The organism is Okeania sp. SIO2B3, from assembly GCF_010672525.1.
Classification (GTDB): domain Bacteria; phylum Cyanobacteriota; class Cyanobacteriia; order Cyanobacteriales; family Microcoleaceae; genus Okeania.
Genome location: NZ_JAAHGH010000040.1, coordinates 1 through 19456, shown reverse-complemented (window position 1 = coordinate 19456; position 19456 = coordinate 1). Strand labels below are relative to the sequence as shown.

Sequence of the window (19456 nt, the reverse complement as noted above, 5' to 3'; positions counted from 1 at the left end):
ATCAGTTATCAGTTGTCAGTTGTCAGAAGGAATAGGTTTAATGCCAGTTTTGATGTCGTAAATTATCTTTTTTGTCAAATAGACATCTCCAGAAAAGAGGGAGTCGGGAGTCGGGAGTAGAGAACCCACCCCTCGCCCCTCCCCCTCCCAGGAGGGGAAGAATTGATAATTTGTGTGGGATAATTGATTTTATTTTTGATTTTTGGAGATGTCTAATAGACATTTCAGATAAAGTCTTTTAATGGCGCTTATTATTTGTAACATTCTTTTTTCAAAATGGTGTAATATCATGTCCGGATAAGAGCGTGACAAAAAAACTTTCTCCTCCTTATACCTTCCAACTCCTTCTTCTTCTCTCCTGACTCCTGAGGACTCCTAAAAGATAAATTTTTAAGTCGTTTCAGCAATTACTAATTACCTAAATTTTTGATCATTTTATTTTAGGTTTAACACCCCGCCTTCTACAGGGTGTTTACAATCACTTAGAGTTTGAGTCCCCATCCACTTCTTCCTTCTTTCTTCTTCCTTCTTCAATAGCTAATTTCTCTCCTATCCTAATAATTTGCCCTGCTAAAATAGCTGCTCCAAAACCATTATCAATATTCACAACACCTATTCCTGGCGCACAAGAATTTAACATTGTTAATAGTGGAGCTAAACCATCAAAATTAGCTCCATAACCTACACTTGTAGGTACTGCAATAACAGGACAATCTGCTAAACCTGCAACTACACTAGGTAAAGCACCTTCCATACCTGCTACTACAATTAGTACATCAGCTTCTGCAATTAAATGTTTATTGCTTAATAAACGATGTATTCCTGCTACTCCTACATCCCAAAGCCGCTTTACAGAAAAACCACAAAGAGTAGCTGTAACTGCTGCTTCTTCTCCTACTTTTAAATCAGCAGTACCCGCACTTACAATTGTAATTACACCTTGATGTTTTGGAGTAGGAAAATCAGAGATAATTGCACATATTTTTGCATCTCGATAGTAATAGAGACCAGCAATTTTATCCTGCAACTGTTCATAAATTTCTGGTTCAATTCTTGTTGCCATTACTACAGGATTATTTTTCCTCATTACCTCCATGATTTTGACAATTTGTTCTGGTGTTTTTCCTGGTCCCCAGATAACTTCAGGAAAACCTGTTCTGATATTTCTATGGTGGTCAATTTTGGCAAAATTTTCGACATTTTCAAAATCAAAATTCTTGAGCTTTTCTAAAGCTGACTCTGGAGTTATATCTCCTGTAGAAATTGCTGTTAATAACTGCTTTAAATCTTCTGATTTCATTAGAATTAAATTAGGGAGTAGGGAGTAGGGAGTAGGGAGTAGGGAGTAGGGAGTAGGGGAGATAGACACCTATAAAGAAAAATCGGCGTTGCTGAATACTGGGATGATTTCGTCTGACACGGGGACACGGAGACACGGGGATTATGGTTTCTGCTCTTTGACAAAATTATCCCGCAATTATGCAATGCCGAAAAATCTATTGCACAGTTTTAGCTGTGTCAATCTACTACTAGACTGACTTATTGCTTTGAGTATTGTAGCTAATCGCCTGCAAAGTTCTGTAAATTAATAATTGATATATCAGGACTTACGCAAAAAATGGAATTATACACCATCTGTAAGGGCGAATGGCATTCGCCCCTACTACATAAGGTGGTTATGTGTAAGTCCTGATATTAGACATCTCCAAAAATCAAAAATCAAAGGTCAATTATTTATCCCTGTTCCCTCTTTTCTTGAGATAATTTGTTTGACTTTCTATTTCACAGAGGTATACTTTTTATTTTTAGTTATAAGTCGAAGGAAAGGTTAGGAGAAATCAAAAGTTTAAAAATAAGACAACGTAAGATTTTTCCTTCTTCTTCCCCCCTTTCAAAGGGGGGTAAGGGAGGATGCCTTCTTCCTTCTTTATTCAGAAATTTGGAGTTCATATAAATTCCAGAAACCTCCGGAAAGTTCAGTATATTGAATTCCTTTAATTCGATTTCTTATCGCTTCAAATTCTAAAGGATTAACCATATATATAAAAGGTAATTCTTCAGCAATAATTTGCTGTGCTTGACCATAAATTTCTTTTCGTTTTTCTTCATCTAACACTTGAGAAGCTCTAATATAAAGGTCGTCTATTTCTTGTTCCCAATCATTAATTTTCCAACCTTCTATTTTCTCTTCTCCGGGTTGAGGTCCTTGATTAAAAGTGTGTAATCTACCATTAACAGACCAAATATTATAACCACCATGAGGTTCAATACCTCCTCCGAGAAAACCTCCTAGATAAGCTTCCCAATCTCTGGATAAAGATAGTCTTTCTACATAAGTATTAAAACTGAGAAACTGCATATTTACCTTAATACCTATTTTGTCTAAATCTTGATTAATTTGTGTTGCCATTTGTTCTCTAACTTTCCGACCCGCACTTGATAATAAATTAAATTCTACTCGATTACCTTCACTGTCTAATAATTCACCATTTTGATTATATTTAAAGCCAGCACTCAGTAACAGTTCTTTGGCTTTTTCTGGGTTATAATTGTAAACTTTTAAGCCTTCTTCAGGAGAGAAATAAAAAGGACTGGTGACCGGAATTGGTGAATATTGGGGCGCACCTAATCCACGGTATATATTATTAGTCATTGCTTCCCTATTAATTGCATAGGCGATCGCTTGCCGAAAAGTTTTATTATTAAACCATCGAGATTTAAAGGGTTTGACAAATGGTTGACCTTGAGCATTCTTTGCCTCATTCAAATTAAAAGAAATAAAGCTAGAAGCAGATGTCGGACCACCATTATAAATAGTATATTGACCGCGATTTTCTTCTCGTTTTAATAGAGGAAACATTTCTGGTTCTACCTTAATTGTATCTAGTTCGCCAGAACGAAAATTTAAGAGTTGATTATCTGTATTTTCGATGACTTGCCAGGCAATATTTTCAATATAAGGTAAATTATTTCCTTGCTCATCTTTTCGCCAGTAAAATGGATTTTTTTCTAAAATAATTCGCTGATTTGGTGTATAACTTTTGAGGCGATACATACCATTACTCAGAATTTCTTTCACAGGGGTATCAGTTCCCCATTTTGTGAGATAGTTTAATTCTCCTTTAGAGTTAGTAGTACGAACTGATTCTTTTAAAGCATGAGCAGGTAAAATAGGTAATCCTCCAGCATATCTGACAAAAGGAGCAAAAGGTTCAGGTGTAGAAAATTCTACACGGAGATTATCGATTTTTTTTACTGTTGGTAAAGCACCACTTTGACCGATTCTGAGAATGTCTTTAAAGCTAGTAGGAATTTTATCGCTGAGGTATATTTCATTATAAGAAAAAACTACATCATCAGCAGTTAAAGGTTCTCCATCTGACCACTTCAACCCTTCTTTTAAAGTAATAATTATTATTTGTCCATCATCAGAAACTTTCCAGGATTCAGCTAACCCTGGCTCCAATTCTCCTGTAATACCATTTTCAATAATTAAACCCTCATATAGATAGCCAAAAACATTATATGCTGACTGATTTAATGGATAGTTAAAAGTAGAGGCATCACTAGGTGTAGGTACAACAATACGAGATTGATAATTTGATGGCGCTGGTCTACAAGCACTGAGGAAAAATATTAAAATAACAGTGAATAAAATTGCTAATTTACGGTAGTTATTTTTTTGGGTATTAAAGTTAGTCATCTTCAGGTAATTGATATATATCTGTAACTAGATAATACCAAATTCAACAAAAATATTTCTGTTGTGAGCCAAGAAATTTATTTCTTGATGGATAACAAAACTACAAAACTTCGGTTTGAAAAGAGGTTTGTATACATAGACCCCGTTTATTTATAAGTCAGGACTTACGCATAACAAGCATACTTCGTAACGCCCCTACAGATGGTGTATTATTTGATATTTTGCGTAAGTCCTGTATAAGTATTTAACTAGGCATGATATAACTTCCAGAGATATTTTATCCATCCACACCCAAACTAAACTTTTGCAGTCTTTCGCAATGTCTCTGAAGGCAACTCTCCAAACATGGCTTTGTAATCTCTAGCAAAATGACCTGCACTCCAGAACCCAAATTGACTCGCAAGCTTAGTTATAGTAGAGTTCTCCGGATCGCTTGCCTTCAGGCGTTGTCGCAATGCATTGAGTCTTCGCACCTTGAGATAGCGCATTGGACTCATGCAAAATAACTCCTTAAAACCATAGGATAAAGCGGAACTACTAGACTCTAATTTTTGAGCTAGTTGTTTTAAGGTGAGAGGTTCTTCAAACCTGGCTAACATTTCCTGCTCTGCTTGGACAATCAATTTAGCTCGTCGGGAAGGTTTGAGGGAACCCTGAGAATTCCACTTAGTAGGAATCTTACTAATTAACAAAGGCAGAAAATCATTATTAACAATATCCACAACATGATCTTGTTGTAACCAACTTGGTTTATGTTCTGCTAACCAAAATATTTCCTGCAAGTAATCTTTAATTTCCCTCATTCCAGTAGGTAATAAATTCACATGATTTTTATTCAGGAAATTATCGTCGAGATCGTGGCGTTGTAATTGGTCTGCATAAGCATGAAAAATTTCCACAGGGATTAAAATGTTTGCGATCGTCCCACCTTGAGGAACTATAAAGTCTACTTCTCCTCTGTGGAAACCAAAAATAGTCCTTTGAGGATCGATAGGGCGACGGTGGGAGTAAAATTCTTCTTCATTCTCAGAGCAGATAATCACAAAATTTCGGTATTTATTCAAGTTCTCACCGCAAACTTGAATTCCTTGATTTCCATGATGGCGTATGAAATATAAGTTACCAATCTGGATCGACAAAAATTCACTTTGGAAAAACTCAGCAGTGAGTTGTATCATTTGCATTCTGCTATAGGAGAAAAACTCAGTGAAATGATCCACATCAGTAAAGGAAAGGGAAATAATCTGCTGATTATCTGTCCCAGATTTATCCTGGTTAATTTTATTCTTTTTTACACTCATCACCTGAACAAAAGTTTTGATAAATAAAATTCATGTTTGACTCGAATTAGTTTTTTCAAAATTATAACTCAAAAAGTTGGAATTTTTGAATGTTTGAAGAATCAGATGACTACTAGAGTTGAATACCAAAGTCACAAATTTGATTTTTGCTTATGAAAATTAGTTTTTGAATTTATCTGAAAGTTAAGGAGTTTATTTTCATGCAACGAGCCATAAAAATGGCGATCGCTATAGCGATGTCCTTAATACTTTGGGTGTCAGGGATGCTACCTTGGCTCCCTACATCTGCTGCATTTGCCGAAACAACTCAGCTTCCTAACATTTTGGTGATTATGGGAGATGATATTGGTTTGACAAATGTCAGCGCCTACGGAAAAGGTATTGTGGGTTACGACACCCCTCATATCGACCGTATTGCCAACGAAGGCGTGCTGTTCACCGACTACTACGCCGAGCAAAGCTGTACCGCTGGTCGAGCAGCATTTATCACCGGGCAAAGTGGCCTGCGTACCGGCCTGCTGAAAGTGGGTTTCCCTGGTGCACCCTACGGCATCCAAGACGAAGACCCCACCCTGGCGGAAATACTGAAGCCCTTGGGCTACGCGACTGGCCAGTTTGGCAAAAACCACCTAGGCGATCAAAACCAGTTTCTACCTACGGTTCATGGCTTTGATGAATTTTTTGGTAACCTCTACCACTTGAATGCGGAAGAAGAACCAGAGAATGTGGACTATCCGGGGGGTCCCGATGGCAAGTTCGCCAAAAAATTCGGCCCTCGTGGCGTGCTAAATTGCAAAGCATCGGATGTTTACTATGAAGAGCCGATTTTCGACACAGATGGAAATCCGATTGATGACACAACAGTCATTTATAAAGAGCCGATTTTCGACAAAGATGGAAATCCGGCTTATGACGAAAAAACACTCAAGGACATAAATCTCGATCGCTTCGGTAAATTGGGCTATCAATACTGCGAAGACACAGGCCCGCTTAATATCGAGCGTATGAAAGACGTGGATAGCGAATTCCTCGATCGCTCCACAGAGTTCATCACCAACGCTGTCAACAACAAGCAGCCTTTCTTCACCTGGTTCAACTCTACCCGTATGCACTTCTACACCCACATCGGCGAGGATTGGGAAGGCAAAAGTGGTCAGGATTTCTACGGTGATGGTATGTTAGAGCACGATAGTCATGTGGGCAAACTGCTGACTCTGCTCGATACCCTGAAAGATGAAAACGGCGTTCCGATCGCTGACAACACGATTGTGATCTATACCACCGACAACGGCCCCCATTACAATGAATGGCCCGATGGTGCTCTAAGCCCGTTCCGGGGTGAGAAGAACACCAACTGGGAAGGCGGCTACCGCGTTCCAGCTTTGGTGCGCTGGCCTGGTCATATTCCAGCAGGGGTGGTTTCCCACGAGATTTTCTCCCACTTGGATTGGGTGCCGACGCTGATGGCAGCTGTAGGTAAAGACGATATCAAGAAAATCCTCCTTCGGGATTGCCTTGAGAATGACTGTACGAAATTCTGCGGTACCCACCTGGATGGATATAATCAACTTCCCTATCTGGAAAAGGCAGATAAAGAAGATGCTAAGGGGGCGCGTTCGGAGTTCATCTACTTCAATGATGAGGGTCAATTGCCGGGGGTTCGGCTTGGTGACTGGAAAGTGGTCTATATGGAGCAACGAGCCCACTATTTCGATGTTTGGCGGGAAGAGTTTATACCCCTGCGGATTCCAAAGCTGTTTAACCTACGTCGAGACCCCTACGAGCGGGGAGATACGGATTCAAACAACTATAACCGATGGTGGGTTCAGCGCAGCTACTTACTCGCACCTGCGGGCGGAGTGGTAGAGAAATTCCTGGGTACTTTTAAAGACTATCCCCCCAGTCAGGCTCCTTTCAAGGCTAATCCCAACATAATTGTTGAAGAAATAATCGATAACATCCCTAAAGAGGAAGGAGCAGCCGATACTCGGTTCAATCAGATTGCTATTGATTAGTCTGTTGTGGGAATTTTGCCCATCAGTGATTTTCCAGGCAATTAAAATTGACTGCGATATTAATTCCATGACTACACTACGGTGTACACAAAAGTAGAATTTAGGAGGATCTTTTAAAGACTATTGTTGAAGATAGATCCTCCTATTTTTCCTAACAACAATTCGACCTACTTTATTTAAAGGTGTGTAAATCAATTATGAAGTTTCCCAACAGAAAAACTATCTCATTTTTTCTTTCGGTTCTGCTCTCAATCTTTTGTTTAGGTGGTACTTTAGGTTGTCTTCCTGCTCATGCTGCTGGTGAATATCACTTAAATTCTTGGGATGAGAATGGCAAAATACAAGATATCATAGACTTTGTGGAAAGAGTAACTACTAAGGGCAATGACTATTATGTTAAACGAAAAGATCGCATTGCTGTATTCGATAACGATGGAACTTTGTGGTCTGAAAAGCCTGTGTATTTCCCAATTCAGTTTGAACTGGAAAATGATGGTTTTGTTGGCTTAACAACAGACGAGTATATAGAGAAAGCTCGTCAATTTGTCTATAAAGAAAATCAGGTAAATTTTGGTGTTCCATATAGAGAACTTGTCTATAAACCTGTAATTGGCTTAGTTAAGTACCTCAAAGCTAATGGCTTCAAAGTCTATATTTGTTCTGGAGGTGATATTGATTTTGTTCGTTCCTTTTCTGATAAAGTTTATGGTATTCCCCCTGAACAAGTGATTGGTACTGCCGTCAAAACAAGCTTCGATCTAGAGTTTGGAGGAAACGTCAAACGTGATACCGCTTTTTTAGAAGCAATACAGGGTCATCAGGAGCTAGCTCACTATAACGATCAAGAGGGTAAACCAGTAGGGATTCAAAATCATATTGGCAAACGACCTATTATTGCAGTGGGTAACTCTGGTGGTGATTTTGAAATGTTTCAATACACTGATGCTGGGGTTGATAAATCCTTGATCGTGCTCATTAATCACGATGATTGTGAGAGAGAATATAAATACAATGACGTACCTGGAAGCACACATCCAGAATGTCAACCAAATGAGTACGAGTACAAATTAGTACCTGATAATGAATCTCTTGATGAAGCCCAAAATCGTGAAAATTGGATCGTAGTCAGTATGAAAAACGATTTCAATACTATTTTTGAGTCAGATCTATCAAGAACACCTGCACCAGTGTGTAACTAAATTTTAATCAGTAGTCGGTAGGGTGAGCAATGCTCACCTGATACCAAATTAAATCACAGCGGTTTTCATTTCGGTAAACCAAAATAGGGACGTTCCATAGAACGTCCCTAGAGAATTTTGTTTGTTACCATCTGGTTCATCAATCTGAAAAGCACTGTAAGACTTTGTACTATCGAAATATCAACCATTTTATGAAAACTTTTTGGCATAAATCACTTATTATCTGTTTCCTAACAATATCCCTGATTTTCCCTTTCTCCACACCAGCACAAGCATCCTCTACAGATAATAGTTGTCTAGAGGGAATGGTATTTATTCCTGGAGGAACTTTTACAATGGGATCGGATAATCATTATCCATCAGAAATTTCTGCTGAAGACGTCACAGTAGATAGTTTTTGCATCGATCGCCACGAAATCACCAACGCCGAATTTCGCAAATTTGTCAAGGCAACAGGCTATAAAACCATTGCCGAACGCCCCCTACCGAAATCACTATTTCCCAATCTAACCGACGACCAACGACAACCCGGTTCCCTCGTCTTTCAACCTCCCTCAGAAGGTATTCAACAAGTTGCTTACTTAAGTTGGTGGCATTGGACAGTGGGTGCTAATTGGCAACATCCCTACGGTCAAAAGAGCAACATCAGAGGGAAAGATAATTATCCTGTGGTTCACATCGCTTATGAGGATGCGGTTGCTTATGCTAATTGGGTGGGTAAATCTCTTCCCACAGAAGCTCAATGGGAATATGCAGCGCGGGGAGGTCTTCAAGAGCAAGAATTCACTTGGGGAAATCAATATTCTGCAAAGAAAGCGAACACCTGGCAAGGGATGTTTCCATTTTTCAATACTAAAGACGATAATTATTTAGGTACAGCTCCAGTAGAATCTTTTCCTCCCAATGACTATGGACTTTATGACATGACAGGAAATGTTTGGGAATTAACCTCAGACTGGTATCAAGTAGGACATCCTGGCAAAGACCATAGTTTCAACCCCGTCGGACCTGACGAAATCGCCAGTTTCGATCCCGTCAAACCCCAGGAAGGAGCTTTGCACGTTATCAAAGGTGGTTCTTACCTCTGTGCTAAAAATTATTGTAGTCGCTATCGACCTGCTGCCAGAGAGTCTCAAGCTCCTGATACCGGAACAACACACATTGGGTTTCGCTTAATTAAGTCTTTCTCATAGCTAACAGATACAAACCGTAGTCTCTTAGGGTGCATTAGAGGGCGCTAATCTGTGCTATCATTGCTTCTAGTCTGTTCTAAATTTTAATCCGTAGTGGACTGACACAGCTAAAACTGTGCAATAGATTTTTGTTTCTAGGTGTCTTGATATCCCCATCCCCCCATCTAATGCACCATTTAAGGTGTGTCACGCCAGTAGGGTAGGTAATGCACAGCAAAGAGCTATAGTTATTTTCTGAAGGTTTTTGAAGGAACCTCACCAAATAGCTTATAATAATCCTTTGCTAATTGTCCTCGATGATAAAAGCCAAATTCCTGAGTAATTTCTCTGAGATTATCCTGTTTATCTTTTTGTTGAAGTTCTTCATGCAGAGCATGAAGACGTAGATGTTTAAAATATTTTTGGGGTGACATTTGATAATAGTCTTTAAAGATATATTCTAAGGTTCTTTGACTAATTTTTAATTCCTCACATATATCCTGAGTTGTAATATATGATTTGAGATTACTAAGGTAAAAGTCTTCCGCTTTTTTTAAAATACGACTTCGGTTTATTTGTGGTTTTTTCAGTCTAATTTCTGTTGCTTCTGCGACCGCAACTATCAGAGTCTGAGCTATTTCTTCTTCTAATTTTTGTTTAAGGTAATGGTTAATGAATAAGGGGTTAACAGAAGAATAGGGTTGAGCATTGATTTGAAATAATAATTGATAAAGTTGATAACACAATCGCCGTATATAGTTAATCTTTTGGCGATCAGCTTTGATGACTGGGGGAATACTTTGTTGATTCAGTTGTTTTTGAAATTCAAATAATTCTAATGTTTCACAGATATTATTGAAAAATTTATCCTGAAAAAAGAGGAAATAATTACCGTGGAATTTCTGTCGTAAATCAGCTATTTTTTGTTCTGGATAAACAATGGTAATCATGTTTCTATCTGTCTTGTATTTATGGGAGAATAAATTACCGTAATGAAAAGCAGAAAAAGCAAAAGTAAAGCGATTTAGGCAAACTCCCCTATATAAAAACTGAGAATTTTGCTGGAATAAACCTAATTTTATATTATCAGTTAAAACCTCCGATACATAGCACTCAAAACTTCGATCTCCTAAGTGGAATATTTCACCAGTAAAGGTTTTCTCAAAACTTCTAAGTTCTGATAAATCCAGAAAATGAGTATGTCTAAAAGTTAGGTTTTTTTGTTCTAAAAGCAACTCTGATTTTTGTTCAAATTCAAACATATTGCGATATTCAAACTAACTTAGAAAACTATACTTCTAAATTCTGATAAATCCAGAAAATGAGTATGTCTAAAAGTTAAGTTTTTTTGTTCTAAAAACAACTCTGATTTTTGTTCAAACTCAAACATATTGCGACATTCAAACTAACTTAGAAAATCATAGGCTTAAGCTACCATCAAGGTTAACTTTTGTTAAGAAAAAAAACTTGCGTTTTTTAGATCGGTTTGAAGAATTGTATCGTTTATATTGGCGTTGTGTCCCAAAGATTCCAGCTAAAATTTAACTTTTTTAGGACTTACGCCGGACAACCTATTTTCTTCATTGGGATTGAATGAATCAGGGTAATTTGCTTTACTAACTACGCCGTTATAGTGGGCCTGATTTTTGCTCAAATCCAAATGATGTACTCATAACTCACCCCAATTCCGCTTTGGAATGTGGTCTGAGTTCTGTTAACCCTTTTTTTAAGTAAATTAATGTTTTTCAACCATACTTTGATCCGTATTGGGAGGTTGGTTGTGGTGTTTACCATCGCACTCTCTCTCCTGCTAGGTACGGCTGTCCCCCCTGGGATGGCCCAAGACCTGCCCCTTGAAGAACCTGATTTTCAAGGCTACATCGACAAAATTAACAAAACCTACGTCAACTCAGAGCCAGATCCAGAAATTCTCAGCTCGCCTACTGCCCTCCCTATAGGTGCACCTAACGTTGTGCTGATAATGTTGGATGACGTGGGTTTTGGTGCCTCGGAAACCTTTGGTGGCCCAGTCCATACCCCCACCCTCAACGAGCTGGCAGAACATGGCTTAAGCTACAACCGCTTCCATACCACGGCCTTGTGTTCTCCTACCCGCGCCGGCTTGTTAACGGGTCGCAACCATCACTCTGCTGCTACTGGGGCTATTACAGATGTGTCAACTGGGTTCCCCGGTTATACCGGACTCATCCCCCAGAGCACTGCTACTGTTGCTAAAATTTTGCAAGACCACGGCTATAATACAGCTTGGTTAGGCAAAAACCACAACTTACCTGCCGAGCAAAGCAGTAACGCGGGTCCATTCACCCGCTGGCCTAATGACCTTGGCTTTGACTACTTCTACGGCTTCCTCGGTGGCGGTGGGGAGACTGACCAATGGTATCCCGCTCTTTATGAAAACCGCAATCCCATAAATCAGCCTTCCTACCCTGACAAAAATGACCTTGACAATAGCTACAACCTCACCCGCGATCTAGCGGATAAGGCCATTAACTGGGTGAACTATAACCACTCCTTGTCTCCAGAAACCCCTTTCTTTCTCTATTTTGCTCCAGGAGCTACCCATGCTCCCCACCAGCCCCCTCCTTCTTATACCCAGAAGTACGAAGCCGGGGGAGAACATGCTATTGCAGCAGGAGTAAAGCACAGAGGGATGTTTGCAGAAGGCTGGGACAAGCTACATGATGAAATTTGTACGAATCAGAAAGATATGGGAATCATCCCTGAAGATACCGAATGTACGGCTCGACCCGAGGAGATTCCAGCCTGGAGAAGCCCTAAATTTACCGATGATCCAGATCATCCACTTCATGCACTCCATCAAGGAATCCGAGTTAACCATGAATATAGGGAATTGATGACCAAGCAAATGCAAACCTATGCAGGCTTTCTGGAATACACAGATGAACAAGTTGGCCGAGTGCTTGAGGCCATAGATGACTTGGGTGAAAAAGAGAATACCCTAGTTATCTACATTGTTGGTGATAATGGAGCCAGTGCCGAAGGTGGCTTAATCGGTGGCTGTAATATGAGCGCGACCTATGTTGGCCTTGACTTCACCACGGACGAGAACCTGGCCTGTAAAGATGAATGGGGTAATCCCGGAACAACTCCTCACTATGCAGTGGGTTGGGCTTGGGCTCTAGATGCTCCCTTCCGCTGGACCAAACAGATAGCCTCTTACTTTGGTGGCACTCGGAATCCAATGGTGGTTTCTTGGCCTAAGCATATTAAAGTCCAGATGTCCAACTCCAAAGACGATCGCTCGGTTAAGGAAGCTCGGATAGCGAATCTACGGGATCAGTTTCTCCATGTTATTGATGTTGCCCCAACAATTTTGGATATAGTTGGTATTGAGCCTCCCGAGTATGTCAATGGCATTGAGCAAAAGCCAATAGAAGGGGCTAGCTTTGTCAACACCTTCGGTTCTGATGGAGCAGATGCAATCCCACTTCGGGATACTCAGTATTTCGAGATGTTTGCCAATCGCGGCATTTACCACGATGGTTGGATGGCATCGTCGTTCCATGGGCAGCTACCCTGGGATATTTTTGCAAAGAGTACCCTGAAAGAAAATCCAGAGCTAGAGGATGAGTGGGAACTGTTCAATCTGGATAAAGACTTTAGTCAGAATAATAATTTAGCGGCAGCCTTCCCAGAAAAATTACAGGAAATGAAGGCGCTGTTTGATCGCGAAGCTGAAAAATACGATGTGTATCCTATTGACGATCGCTTTGGCGGACGCGTCAATCTCGATCGCCCGACTGTTTGGGAAGATCGTACCAAATTCACGTTTTATCCTGGGGCAGTCTTTCTGCCTGGAGATATTGCTCCCAACATTGCCGAAAACAATGGCTATATCATTACTGCAGACCTGAATATTACTGAACCGCGCCAGGTTAAAGGGGTTATCTTAGCCAGTGGAGGAGGAGATACTGGAGGCTATAGCCTCTATGTTAACAAAAACCAGAAGTTGGTCTTCGAGTACAAGTATCTCAATAGGAAGCGAACCAAGATCCGTTCCAAAGAAAAACTAAAGAATGGTCTGAATCAGGTTTCATTTTCCTTTAAGTTCGACGATGAGGGACCCATTCAATCCAAAATAAACCTCAAGCCTACTGGTAGTGGCGATCTCTGTGTCAATGGTAAGCAGGTGGCTTCCGGTGATATTCCCGCAATCCTTGACGGTAACTTTATGATGGATAGCCAAGATGTAGGAATGGATATGCGGTTTCCGGTGAGCAAGCACTATGAACCACCGTTCGAGTTTACAGGCGGTGAGATTAAAAATGTGACGATTAATATCGATCCATCTAAATACGAATATGCACTCGCGTCCGCTCAATACTGTGGTGGATTGGAGATCGCTCCATATGAGGAGGAATTTACGTCTTCAGAGCAAACAAAATCTGAGGATAAGCTGAGTCATGGAGAGCTAACCGATCGCATTATTCAGGAGATCGTTGAAAGGCTGGAAAAATAATTCTAGGACTAGATGATGCAAATCTAAGATAGAATGAAGCACATCCTTGATTCTATATTGCACGCTAACTTTCCTTTTTTCCCTTTATGCAAAGCTGTGGGGTGTTGAGATATTGACACTCCATAGCCTATCCCAAGACTATATTGATTAGCGATCGCGACGACACTACAGTGTATGCGCCAGCATAATTTGAGAGGACTGTTTCCAAGAAGATTGTTGAAAATAAATCCTCTTCTTTCTCTCAACAATAATTTGATCTACTTTAAGAGCTACTTTAAAAGTGTGTAAATCAATTATTAATTTTCCCAACATCAACAGAAAAACTATCACATTTTTTCTTTCGGTTTTGTTCTCAATTTTTTGTTTAGGCGGTACTTTAGGTTGTCTTCCTGCTCATGCTGCTGGTGAAAATTACTTAAATTCCTGGAATCAGACTGACAACAAACAAGCGATCGTAGATTTTGTGGAAAAAGTCACCACTGAAGGCAGTGACTATGTTGAACCAAAAGATCGCATTGCTGTCTTCGATAACGATGGAACTCTATGGTCTGAAAAACCTCAGTAATTAAGATTAATATCATACACGCGCTTCACCAACGCCAGAAATGTTTTTCTCACTGTTGTCTACTATCTGCTAACTGTTCTCTGTTGTAGATAAACGTTGCAGAGATATGCTTGCTGCTTGAGATACTTGAGAATGGCTATCTTTTTCTAAATATTTCAAGGCAGATATACTCTTAGGAGTAGGCATATTTCCTAAAGCTTCTGCTAAACGTTGGCGAATTAACCAATCTTCTGAAAGGGCAAATTTGAGAATATGCTCCACTGCTTCTAAGTCTCCAATTTCTCCTAAAGCGGCGATCGCTGCTTGTTGTATCACCATCTCCTGATTATCTAAAGCTTCTATCAATAAATTATGGGCGCGTGGATCTTTTAGGTTTCCCAGAGAAACTGCAGCACTGAAGCGTACTAACCAACTTGTATCTTCATAAAATGCTTTTGCTAAGGGTTCAAAAGCTCTAATATCCTCTAGATAACCTAACGCCCCCGCAGCATCAGCGCGAATGCCATAATCTGCATCTTTTTCTAACAATTCTACTAAAATTGGGTAGGATTCTTCTGTATGTTTTACACCCAGGGCAAATACTGCCATGGAGCGTACTGGTAAATTTGGGTCATTCAATACTTTTTTAATCAAAGGTACTGCCTTAGTAGCAGATACTTCTCTTAGATGGGCCAGGGCAAGGAGGCGATCGCGAGAATTTTCACTATCTAGTTGGACAGATATTTGCTCTAAACTCATATTTTGCATATTTGGCCTTTATTTGTAAAACTTTACATTTGTTATTATAGTTAACAGGGAAGAAGCAAGAGGGAAGAAGGCAGAAGGTCTAATATCATGTTCGGTTGAATACTTATAATATCTGTGGACAGAAGGCAGCGGGAGCTGAGGGCAGAAGGCAGAAGGGAAAGAGCAAGGTTAGAAGACAGAGAGTTTTTGATAACTGATTATCCGTTAGCGCAGCTCCCCTGGAAGGGGAACATGATATAATTACTTAGGGTTTGCTGATTAATTCTAAAAGCATTGACACATAAAGGCTTTAGCCTTTTTATGGCCTTTAAAAAGTGCCTGGTTTTCAGCTCTTCATGCTCAAAAAGGAGCCTATTTTAGGCGCATAGTTGGGCAGAAAAATCACTCTTACAATTGTTACTCCTACCTACTCTAAATTCCCCGTTCCTCCTGTCTCCTGTCTCCTGTATTCCCCTCCTGAGAGGGGCCCGCGGGTGGGTTGTCTCCTACCCCTACTAAAAGACTTTTTCAGCAACTCCTACTTATGTATAGTCTTCGACACGCCACATTAGTTAACGAAGTCAGAAGTCAGAAGTTAACCCACCCCTCGCCCCTCCCCCTCCCAGGAGGGGAGGGGAAGTAGGGAATTTGAGCTTTGCTCCAAAAATATTTCGCCTTAAAAGTCGGGGTTGCGCGACCTAATTATTTTGATAAATTATTCATAGCATTCTTTTTTTCTTTATATAGTTACTATGCAGGACTACCAATATTTTTAGTGGATAGAAATTATCTCAAATCGGTTTAATTCGGTATAAAAAAATATTCCATCTTCAACCATTACCAAATATTTCTCCATCTCCCCATCTCCCCATCCCCCCATTTCCCCATCTCCCCTTTTCAAATTTCATCTTCAGCAATTGTAATTAGTTCATCTTCAATAGTTAAGTCAAATTCAGTTTTCAAACTTGGTGCTATATAGATACCAAAATTCTTTTCTTTATCTTGAGATTGAGAAGTTATTTTCACTCCAATACAAATTTCATTACGAGATTGAGCAGCAAATACACAGTCAGCAAAAGATAATTTACCAAGTTTTTCAGGAGGGAAGAAAAGCTCTATAGGTTTAATATACATTTCGCTACCTTCTGCCGAAAATAAATAACGATAGACTAACATTACCCCTGGTTCTTGAGATACCTGGGCTAAAATTTTCGACACAAATTGATTAGACAGTAGGAAGTCTTGAACTCCAGCTTTAATTACCAGATCGGTTTCTTCAGAGTCAGCTAATTCTACTACTAATTCAGTTGTAACTGGGTTTCCAGTTTGCTCTGTATATTGCAAAAATATTTGCCTAATTTCTAATAATATTGTCAGAGTTTTAGCATCTACTTCTTCAGAGTTTTTACCTTTACTAGCTAAAATTGAGATGCTGTCATATTGATATGGTAGGAGTGTTTTAAGTTCCTCAACAACATCTACATCTATTTGCCAAATTTGCATTAAAACTTCAGGATAAGCGTCGCGAATTTCGTCAAACTTAGCTTCAATTTCTGATGTTAATTGGTGAGTAACTAGATTAATTTCTGAACCTTCAAGTACATATTTAGCATATTCTTGGAGACAGATTGGAGTTTTTGAGTTCCAACCAATAATTAAATGTTTTTCTGTTTCTCTTCCAAGAGTTTTTCGGAAGTCAACATAACCTAAAACTTGAGGTTTCACTGAAGGTTCCTGATAAAATTTAATTTGAGAGTCATCTTCAGCCAAAATAATTATTGATTCAGCATCTATTAAGTTGTAATTGTTATCTGGTTTGATAATTACATTGCCATTTTTATCTTGTACACCTAAAGGAATACTTTGATAAAAGTGAAATTGTAATTCACTAAAGTGGAAGTTTTGCCAATCAGATTCAGGACGATAAAAATAAATTTCATTTCCAGCAAAACCTACTACATTTAAGTATACTGTTGCTAGCCCTACAGAGCGTGAAGTTTGGACTAAAATTCTACCTAAAATATCAGCTTCATTCAAAGTTGTTACAGCTTCAGGAGCAATGCTTTGAGCTAAAATTCTATATTGTTCTGAGTGAATTTCAGCTACTATTGGTGGTAAAGATGATTTCTGTTCTTCATTAGCTGCTACAGTGGCTAAAATTGTTTTGACAACTCTGGAATCAGATAATTTTTTCAACTCTTTTGAATCTGAACCTTTAGCATCATTTAAAATAACTACCGATCTAGCAACTTTGACTCCTACTTTATTCAGATTATTTATATTTGTTACTGTTCCACTACGAGTAACTACTCTAGTAGTTTTTAAATCTCCTAATTTATCGCGGAGAAAATCATCCATTTTTTCTTTATCTTGTGCTGATAAAATCACAATTACTGCATCATATTCAGATTCATTTGCTATTACTAATTCACTAATAATATCTACAATTCTGTCATTAAAACCTAAAATTAAAGTATGGTTTTTTTCTACTACTAAACTTTTACCTTTTTTCAGTAAAGTTAGTCGCGATTCAAATTCTTGAGTAATAAAAGCTACTAAACTAGAAAAGAGTACCAAACCTACAAAAATAGTTAATACCCCTACAGTTTTAGTGGAGAAATTTGCTTCATCTCCGGTGTCTCTGAGACCTATCAGTTGAACAAATACATCCCAAAGTAAATCGCTTTCTAAATCTGTATTTGGGAATAGCCACTCAGAAATATAACGTAGAACAGTCATTAATAAAAAGGCACCAAAAAAAGCAGATACCAATGCTAGAAATACAGAAAATCCACCTCTTGACATAAAGTTGTCAAATTTATATTGAAAGCGTTCTTGCCAGGAAAATTTACTTTGAGCAGACATAGATTTTTTCTTCAAATTAATATAACTATTTTGCCTGTGGTTGAATATGGATCAACAAAAATTTATTCATTCATGGATGATTATACAATGAATGAATGTATGTTATGTTAAAAAAAATAGGAAGTTCTGCAACTAAGCAATAAAAATCAACACGGGTACTTAACTATTTGTTAAGATTATCTTCGGTTGAATACTTATAAAGTAAGCATTCAGCAGTCAGCTATCAGCTATCAGCTATTCACTCATTATTTTGGAAGGAAGAATTAGTCTCCAAGGAGAATTAAAAATTATTAAGAAAAAAGTCATCAGCTAACTTTAGTAAGTTATTACATTCATGCATATGTTTGCGGAGCATTCCGCAGGAAATGCTGTTTGCGGAGCATTCCATAGGAAATGCTAATAGCTGTTTGCGGAGCATTCCGCAGGAAATGCTTACCTGATAAATAAATAGACATCTCCTCCAAAAGAAGTAATACCATTTCTCAAAAATTTTTCTACATTTTCGCATTGCAGGGGGCTTACCTCTAACCTCTCCCAGGGTAAACATTCAGCTATTAGCTGATGGCTGACGGCTGAATGCTTACCTCCCAGGAGGGGAAGTAAACATAAGAATAATTAACATTAACTTTGCTCAAATTAGCAAAAAAATCTTCGGTTCTTTTTAATTACTTAATAACTGAAGTGTTACCGAATTATTAATTATTAGACTTGTCGCTTTATAACTTCAAAAATCCCCAAAAACCTTTTTCTATAAGGATTGTAGCTATTGGCAGCTAAAAAGCCTTGGAATTATTGCTCTGTCTAGGTTGGAGCGATTTTTTCCCTCTATTTAGCGACAACTCTATTAATTATTAATAATTAAATAATTCGCGCCTTGAAGCCGACCCTTTTAAGGGGAAAAAAAGCGGTCTCCGGATGGCTCCGAAACCTGCGCCATATCCATGAGACCAAGAAAAGAAATAATATCTCCTGATATCCAATTCCGTAACGGTTAAAACCCGAGGTAATTATCAATTATCCATTATCCATTAATGAACTAAGTTAAGCATTGAAGTATGGGAGTTGCTATAAAAGCAAACATGATTAAATAATGTTACCGAATAATTAATAATTAAATAATTCGCGCCTTGAAACCTCCCCTTTTAAGGGAAAAAAAGCGGTCGAAGGATGGCGATCTTCGGAGCGGCTCTGATCAGAGCGGGTCTCCTCGCTGGCCGACCATCGACCAAGAGAAGAAATAATATTTCCTTATATTCAATTCCGTAACGTTTTTAACCAGAGGTAATTAGGGTTTGCGCTCAAAAGTCTTTTTGCTCTTTGTAGGAGACAGCTATACTGGAGACAACCCACCCCTAACCCCTCCCAGGAGGGGAAGACAGGAGAAATGGGAATGTAGAGGAGGTAGGAGC

General features: G+C 38.9%; 11 protein-coding genes. 5 read left to right on the top strand and 6 right to left on the bottom strand.

Going from position 1 to position 19456, the window contains the following annotated elements:
* Positions 1-478: 478 nt before the first annotated feature.
* The 3 genes from larB to F6K15_RS22165 form a co-directional block, all read right to left on the bottom strand.
* Entirely contained in the window at positions 479-1300 is an 822-nt protein-coding gene (gene larB / locus F6K15_RS22175; protein WP_293064413.1) for a nickel pincer cofactor biosynthesis protein LarB, read from the bottom strand.
* Positions 1301-1927: 627 nt separating this feature from the next.
* Positions 1928-3703, bottom strand: coding sequence for an ABC transporter substrate-binding protein (locus F6K15_RS22170; RefSeq protein ID WP_293064410.1), 1776 nt, complete (start codon positions 3701-3703; stop codon positions 1928-1930).
* A gap of 296 nt (positions 3704-3999) precedes the next feature.
* Positions 4000-4881, bottom strand: a complete 882-nt coding sequence (locus F6K15_RS22165; protein WP_293064407.1) for a helix-turn-helix domain-containing protein — start codon at positions 4879-4881, stop codon at positions 4000-4002.
* 323 nt (positions 4882-5204) lie between these two features.
* On the opposite strand from F6K15_RS22165, the gene F6K15_RS22160 reads away from it, so the two are divergent.
* The 3 genes from F6K15_RS22160 to F6K15_RS22150 all read left to right on the top strand — a co-directional run bounded on the left by F6K15_RS22160 (position 5205) and on the right by F6K15_RS22150 (position 9411).
* Complete coding sequence (locus F6K15_RS22160) at positions 5205-7019, top strand: arylsulfatase (protein WP_293064405.1); 1815 nt, start codon at positions 5205-5207, stop codon at positions 7017-7019.
* Positions 7020-7201: 182 nt separating this feature from the next.
* The gene (locus F6K15_RS22155; protein ID WP_293064402.1) at positions 7202-8218 is read left to right on the top strand and encodes an HAD family phosphatase; all 1017 of its coding nucleotides are present in this window, start codon (positions 7202-7204) and stop codon (positions 8216-8218) included.
* A 191-nt stretch (positions 8219-8409) separates the two neighbouring features.
* On the top strand, positions 8410-9411 hold the full coding sequence (locus F6K15_RS22150; RefSeq protein WP_293064399.1) for a formylglycine-generating enzyme family protein: 1002 nt from the start codon (positions 8410-8412) through the stop codon (positions 9409-9411).
* Positions 9412-9638: 227 nt separating this feature from the next.
* Here F6K15_RS22150 and F6K15_RS22145 read toward each other — a convergent pair whose 3' ends face one another.
* On the bottom strand, positions 9639-10652 hold the full coding sequence (locus tag F6K15_RS22145; RefSeq protein ID WP_293064396.1) for a helix-turn-helix domain-containing protein: 1014 nt from the start codon (positions 10650-10652) through the stop codon (positions 9639-9641).
* Between the two features lie 572 nt (positions 10653-11224).
* Between F6K15_RS22145 and F6K15_RS22140 the strand changes: the two genes are divergently transcribed.
* Positions 11225-13891 carry an arylsulfatase gene (locus tag F6K15_RS22140; RefSeq protein ID WP_293064393.1) on the top strand — a complete coding sequence of 889 codons (2667 nt, stop codon included), beginning with the start codon at positions 11225-11227 and terminating at the stop codon, positions 13889-13891.
* A 280-nt stretch (positions 13892-14171) separates the two neighbouring features.
* On the top strand, positions 14172-14456 hold the full coding sequence (locus F6K15_RS22135; protein ID WP_293064390.1) for a hypothetical protein: 285 nt from the start codon (positions 14172-14174) through the stop codon (positions 14454-14456).
* A 69-nt stretch (positions 14457-14525) separates the two neighbouring features.
* Here the strand turns inward: F6K15_RS22135 and F6K15_RS22130 are convergent, their stop codons facing one another.
* On the bottom strand, positions 14526-15203 hold the full coding sequence (locus F6K15_RS22130; protein WP_293064387.1) for a HEAT repeat domain-containing protein: 678 nt from the start codon (positions 15201-15203) through the stop codon (positions 14526-14528).
* A gap of 876 nt (positions 15204-16079) precedes the next feature.
* Positions 16080-18047 carry a hypothetical protein gene (locus tag F6K15_RS22125; protein ID WP_293064385.1) on the bottom strand — a complete coding sequence of 656 codons (1968 nt, stop codon included), beginning with the start codon at positions 18045-18047 and terminating at the stop codon, positions 16080-16082.
* Positions 18048-19456: the final 1409 nt, after the last annotated feature.

Excerpts from the sequence above, each read along its gene's own strand:
- F6K15_RS22170 (WP_293064410.1), bottom strand. The coding sequence starts at position 3,703 with ATGACTAACTTTAATACCCAAAAAAATAACTACCGTAAATTAGCAATT.
- F6K15_RS22125 (WP_293064385.1), bottom strand. The coding sequence starts at position 18,047 with ATGTCTGCTCAAAGTAAATTTTCCTGGCAAGAACGCTTTCAATATAAA.
- larB (WP_293064413.1), bottom strand. The coding sequence starts at position 1,300 with ATGAAATCAGAAGATTTAAAGCAGTTATTAACAGCAATTTCTACAGGA.
- F6K15_RS22165 (WP_293064407.1), bottom strand. The coding sequence starts at position 4,881 with ATGATACAACTCACTGCTGAGTTTTTCCAAAGTGAATTTTTGTCGATC.
- F6K15_RS22150 (WP_293064399.1), top strand. The coding sequence starts at position 8,410 with ATGAAAACTTTTTGGCATAAATCACTTATTATCTGTTTCCTAACAATA.
- F6K15_RS22145 (WP_293064396.1), bottom strand. The coding sequence starts at position 10,652 with ATGTTTGAATTTGAACAAAAATCAGAGTTGCTTTTAGAACAAAAAAAC.
- F6K15_RS22130 (WP_293064387.1), bottom strand. The coding sequence starts at position 15,203 with ATGCAAAATATGAGTTTAGAGCAAATATCTGTCCAACTAGATAGTGAA.
- F6K15_RS22140 (WP_293064393.1), top strand. The coding sequence starts at position 11,225 with ATGGCCCAAGACCTGCCCCTTGAAGAACCTGATTTTCAAGGCTACATC.
- F6K15_RS22160 (WP_293064405.1), top strand. The coding sequence starts at position 5,205 with ATGCAACGAGCCATAAAAATGGCGATCGCTATAGCGATGTCCTTAATA.